Genomic DNA, 3,360 nt, shown 5'->3' with positions numbered 1-3,360 from the left:
ACGGTTAGAGCGCTTCCCTGATAAGGAAGAGGTCGGAGGTTCAAGTCCTCCTAGGCCCACCATCACCGCCACCACGGAGAGGACCTGAAAATGCTGAAGCGTCTCGCCCTCATCGGTGGCGCCGTCGCCGGCATCGTCATGCTTCGCAAGAAGGCGAAGCAGCAGCAGGCCGAGCAGGACCTGTGGACGCAGGCCACGGACGACGTGCACGCGCCGGTTTCGCCGGTCGCCCCGGCTCCGTCGGTCAACGGGTCGTCAGCTCCCGCCTGAGGCGGCACTCCCTCCACGAGGGGCCATGGCGCAATTGGTAGCGCACCTGCTTTGCAAGCAGGGGGTTAGGGGTTCGAGTCCCCTTGGCTCCACCAGCTCGGCCCGTCCGGGCCCGTGCCACCCAGTACCAGCATTGGACCGCCTCAGCCGTCCTCGCGCTCCGGGCTCTCCAGTCGGAAGAAGTTGGACTGGCTGCCGTCACTCCTCGTCTCCTGGTAGATGAAGTTCAGCCTGCGGGCGTCGAACGTCTCGAACCACTCGTCCCAGCTCACCCGTCGCAGGTTCTCGGACTCTCCGCCGAAGTCGAAGCGCAGCACGCCCAGGTGGCTCTCGTGCTCGGTGCCCGTGACGGTCGCCGGGGCGCCGCCGCGCTCCTCGGCCCACCGCTTGATGACGCCGTGGTGCGTCGTGGCGAGGCTGCGACCCTCTCGCTCAGGCTCCTCGTCAGGAGAGGTGACCTCCTGTGAGTACCTCAGCGACTTCGACGTCTGCTCACCCGTGCGCAGCTGTCCCTCGTCGGGACCAGCGCCTGGATCGTCCGACGTCTCGGTCGGCTCCTCGGGCGGCGCGTCCCTTCGAGCTCTCACCACCTCGTTGACGAGGTCGTCCTTGCGCATCTCCGACGTGCCGGAGACTCCGGCCTCCTTCGCCTCCTCGCGCAGCTGGTCGGCCTTCATCTCACGCAGCCGGGTCTCGTCGCTGCCTGCAGCGTTCGTCGCCTCGTTCGCAGACTTGTCGGCCATGGCGTCTTCCCTTCTCGATGCAGTCGTGTCCCTGTCCGGAACTCCTACCCAGGCCGGCGGCACACGAAAGGGTGTCGGGCGTCCCGGCCAGCCGGTCGTCCTGAGGGTGACGTGGTCCGCGAAAGTCTCTGGGGATCAGTCGGGGTGGCCCTCGGCAGCGTTGACTCGGGTGGCGTTGACCGCCCGCTGTGTGAGCTGGTCGTAGATCGGCGTCGAGCGCAGCATCGCCGCGGTCAGCATGGCGACCGCGCAGGCGCCGAGCATGGGTGGCAGCAGTGTCGTCGAGCCCGTCATCTCCGTGGCCAGCACGAGTCCGGTCACCGGTGCCCGCACGGTGGCGGTGAAGAACGCGGCCATCCCGATGAGCGCCAGAGCGGCCGGCTCGGGCGTCTGGTGCGGCGCAACCGTCTGGCCGAGGAGCTCCACGAGGAGCCCGAGGTTCGAGCCGAGGACGAGCATCGGTGCGAAGAGGCCGCCCGGGGTGCACGCGGCATACGACACGACTCCCAGGACGAAGCGCAGCACGAGCAGTCCCGTGACGGTCAGGACGGTGCCGTGCCCGACGAGGGCCTGCTGGGTGAGGTCGTCACCGCCACCGACGAGTCCGGGACCGAACCAGCCGACCGCCCCGACGGCTGCGCCGATGAGCGCCGCCCGGACGACCACCGGCCACCGGCTGGTGTCGGCGATGCGCAGGCTGCGGATCACCGACCAGTTGTAGGCGACGCCGAGCAGGCCGCACGCCACCCCGACGGCGAGCACCAGCGGCGCCTGGGCCAGCGACGGCTCGGCCAGCTGCGGCACGTGGAAGTCCGACGTCGACGAGTGCAGGAGCACGTGGGCGCTGGCAAAGCCCGCCGCGGAGGCGACGAGCGTGGCGAGGGTGGTGCGGGGGTCGAACCGCTTCAGCAGCTCCTCGAGGACGAAGACCCCACCGGCGATGGGGGCGTTGAAGGCCGTCGCCAGCCCGGCGGCAGCGCCGGCGGCGACGAGCAGGCGCACGTCCGGGCCGCTGCGGCGCAGTGCCCGTCCCACGACGGCGGCGATCGTGCCGCCCATCTGCACCGAGGGCCCCTCCCGGCCGAGCGCGAGGCCCGACCCGATGGACAGCAGGCCGCCGACGTACTTGACCGGCAGGATGCGGAAGCGCCCCGGTGCCTTGCGGCCCTCGACGACGGCCTCGACCCGGGGGATGCCGCTGCCCTCCGCGTGCGGCTCGACGCGGTGGACGAGCCACGAGGCCGCGCTGGTGCCGGCCGCGCAGACGAGGACGACCAGGGCGAAGCCGAGGACCGGGCTGCCGTGGGCCCACCGGACGAGGTCGATGCGTGCCTCGCCGGCGTGCTCGAGCAGGAGGCGGAACGTCGCGGCCGTCAGGCCGGTCAGTGCACCGACGACGGCCGCGGCTGCCGCCAGTGCCGGTTGCCCGCCGGACCGGTCCGAAGAAGGGGCCGCGTCCACGCGGCGCAGACGCGGAACCGCCTGCAGTACGACCGGGGCCCAGGCTCGCGCTCGGTCCTGCAGCATCCCAGGCAACATGCTTGCATTATGCAATGATTGCGCTATGCACGGTACTGGCGGCTCAGGGGCCGGACGTCCGACGAGCGCTGTCAGCGAGAGTGAGGACCTCGTCACCGCCTTGCTGACGGCTTCGCGGGCGCTGGTCGGAGTCTCGGCCCGCTCGCTGGCCGACGTCGAGGACACCGTGACCCTCGCGCAGTTCCGGATCCTCGTGCTCCTCAGCAGCCAGGGACGCAGCACCCTCGTCCAGCTCGCCGCCCGCCTCGGTGTCAACGCCTCGACCGCGCAGCGCCAGGTGGACCGGCTCGTGCGCGAAGAGCTGGTCGACCGTCGCGAGAACCCGGACGACCGTCGCCAGGTGCTCCTGGTGCCGACCGCGCAGGGAGCACGCCTCGTCGAGGCGGTCACCGATCGCCGCCGCGACGAGATCGCCCGGATCGTGCAGACCCTGCCCGGCGAGGACCGGGCCGCCCTCGTCGCGGCCCTCGAGGCGTTCGCCGAGGCGGCCAACGAACCGGCCGCCGGCCGCGACCCGGCTCACCCTCTCGGCTGGTGACACCCGGCTCCGAGTCCTTCCCTCAACGGTCCAATGCGGCGAAATCTGGTGGAAAGTTCATCGAGCCTCTCGCGCAACGACCGCAACAAGGTCTAGACTGGTTAAAGCGAAGGGTTGGGCCCGCACGAACCGCGCCCAGCCCTTCTGCATGTGCTGGCTCGCACTGTCCCCCTGTCGGTGCGAGTCGGCTCATGCAGAGAAGGACCCGGATGCCCTCAGGCACCCGGGTCCTTCTCTCTGTGTGGAGCCGCTCTGGCAGCCCGTCGCTCA

At 70.7% G+C, this 3,360-nt stretch carries 4 protein-coding genes and 1 tRNA gene; 3 read left to right on the top strand and 2 right to left on the bottom strand.

What is annotated here, in order from left to right; genetic code table 11:
• Positions 1 to 90 precede the first annotated feature (90 nt).
• Both ABD194_RS20135 and ABD194_RS20130 read left to right on the top strand, forming a co-directional pair.
• Entirely contained in the window at positions 91 to 270 is a 180-nt protein-coding gene (locus ABD194_RS20135) for a DLW-39 family protein (protein ID WP_343994827.1), read from the top strand.
• Positions 271 to 289: 19 nt separating this feature from the next.
• Positions 290 to 365, top strand: a tRNA-Ala gene (locus tag ABD194_RS20130).
• 48 nt (positions 366 to 413) lie between these two features.
• On the opposite strand, the gene ABD194_RS20125 is transcribed toward ABD194_RS20130, so the two are convergent.
• Positions 414 to 1,013 carry a Rho termination factor N-terminal domain-containing protein gene (locus ABD194_RS20125; protein ID WP_343994825.1) on the bottom strand — a complete coding sequence of 200 codons (600 nt, stop codon included), beginning with the start codon at positions 1,011 to 1,013 and terminating at the stop codon, positions 414 to 416.
• Between the two features lie 135 nt (positions 1,014 to 1,148).
• Positions 1,149 to 2,552 carry a ClC family H(+)/Cl(-) exchange transporter gene (locus tag ABD194_RS20120; RefSeq protein WP_343994822.1) on the bottom strand — a complete coding sequence of 468 codons (1,404 nt, stop codon included), beginning with the start codon at positions 2,550 to 2,552 and terminating at the stop codon, positions 1,149 to 1,151.
• 25 nt (positions 2,553 to 2,577) lie between these two features.
• Between ABD194_RS20120 and ABD194_RS20115 the strand changes: the two genes are divergently transcribed.
• The gene (locus ABD194_RS20115; protein ID WP_343994820.1) at positions 2,578 to 3,090 is read left to right on the top strand and encodes a MarR family winged helix-turn-helix transcriptional regulator; all 513 of its coding nucleotides are present in this window, start codon (positions 2,578 to 2,580) and stop codon (positions 3,088 to 3,090) included.
• The last annotated feature ends 270 nt before the right edge of the window (positions 3,091 to 3,360 follow it).

The organism is Terrabacter terrae, assembly GCF_039529575.1.
Lineage (GTDB): Bacteria > Actinomycetota > Actinomycetes > Actinomycetales > Dermatophilaceae > Terrabacter > Terrabacter terrae.
The sequence above is the reverse complement of the archived record's forward strand: the minus strand, read 5'-3'. Positions and strand labels throughout refer to the sequence as shown.

Coding starts and splice junctions, on each gene's coding strand:
- ABD194_RS20135 (WP_343994827.1), top strand. CDS start 91: ATGCTGAAGCGTCTCGCCCTCATCGGTGGCGCCGTCGCCGGCATCGTC.
- ABD194_RS20125 (WP_343994825.1), bottom strand. CDS start 1,013: ATGGCCGACAAGTCTGCGAACGAGGCGACGAACGCTGCAGGCAGCGAC.
- ABD194_RS20120 (WP_343994822.1), bottom strand. CDS start 2,552: ATGTTGCCTGGGATGCTGCAGGACCGAGCGCGAGCCTGGGCCCCGGTC.
- ABD194_RS20115 (WP_343994820.1), top strand. CDS start 2,578: ATGCACGGTACTGGCGGCTCAGGGGCCGGACGTCCGACGAGCGCTGTC.